We start from the raw sequence: 1,071 nt of genomic DNA, 5'->3' as shown, positions 1-1,071 counted from the left end.
TGAAAAAGAAAAGACACAATGGTACTTTCAACGTTATGTCGCGCACCTGCCATCCGCCGGTGAAATCGTCTTGTTTGACCGCAGTTGGTATAACCGAGCTGGCGTCGAAAAAGTCATGGGCTTTTGTACGCCAGATGGATATGAAGAATTTCTACGCTCTTGCCCTGAATTCGAGAGAATGCTACAACGCTCAGGCATTATTTTGCTCAAGTACTGGTTTTCGGTATCCGACGAGGAGCAGGAAAAACGCTTCTTAGGGCGCATCAACACGCCGATAAAGCGCTGGAAGTTCAGCCCGATGGATCTAGAATCTCGACACCGCTGGGCTGAGTATTCTGAAGCAAAAGACAAGATGTTCGCTTACACCGACACCAAAAACTGTCCTTGGTGGGTTGTACCTTCAGATTCAAAACAAAAAGCGCGCTTAAATTGCATTAGTCATCTACTCAGTCAAATTGAATATAAAGCGCTAGAGTACCCACCAATTGAGTTACCAGAGATCAATAAAGAGGGCTACGTCAGAGCACCAATAGACGATCAAACGTTTGTACCAGATAAGTACTGATCTCGGCTTCTAAGATCCAAAAGACCAGCTTTCGCTGGTCTTTTTCATTTACATGAAGCGTTACTTCAACACATCATCAATGCTTTGATCACCAAGGTGACGAACGTCCTTACCTTTCACAAAGTAAATAATGTATTCACAAATGTTTTGGCAACGATCCCCTACTCGTTCAATAGCGCGAGCAGACCACATCACCTGAAGAATATGCGGAATATTTTTTGGGTCTTCCATCATGTAAGTCATGAGCTGACGGATCACCGCTTCGTATTCGGCATCCAGCTTATCATCAAGTTTGTGAACCTCTGCTGCGGCTTCAACATCCATACGAGCGAATGCATCCAAAACCTGATGCAACATTTGAATCGCCTGACGGCAGAGAGGTTCTAATGAAACTTGGAATTGGCGTTCTTTCGATGACGGGCTTTCGATAGCGACATAAGCAATGCGTGTCGCGACATCCCCAATGCGTTCAAGATCAGTAATGGTCTTGATGATCGCCATAATCA

At 44.9% G+C, this 1,071-nt stretch carries 2 protein-coding genes; one reads left to right on the top strand and one right to left on the bottom strand.

Annotation, left to right across the window (positions count from 1 at the left end):
- On the top strand, positions 1 to 565 hold a 565-nt coding region (locus R7P72_RS25915), incomplete at its 5' end, for a polyphosphate kinase 2 (RefSeq protein ID WP_318111109.1).
- A gap of 60 nt (positions 566 to 625) precedes the next feature.
- On the opposite strand, the gene phoU is transcribed toward R7P72_RS25915, so the two are convergent.
- On the bottom strand, positions 626 to 1,071 hold a 446-nt coding region (phoU, locus tag R7P72_RS25910; RefSeq protein WP_318111107.1), incomplete at its 5' end, for a phosphate signaling complex protein PhoU.

The organism is Vibrio sp. Vb0888 (genome assembly GCF_033338835.1).
Lineage (GTDB): Bacteria > Pseudomonadota > Gammaproteobacteria > Enterobacterales > Vibrionaceae > Vibrio > Vibrio alginolyticus.
Note: the sequence above shows the minus strand (reverse complement) of the source record. Positions and strands in the feature narration are given on the sequence as shown.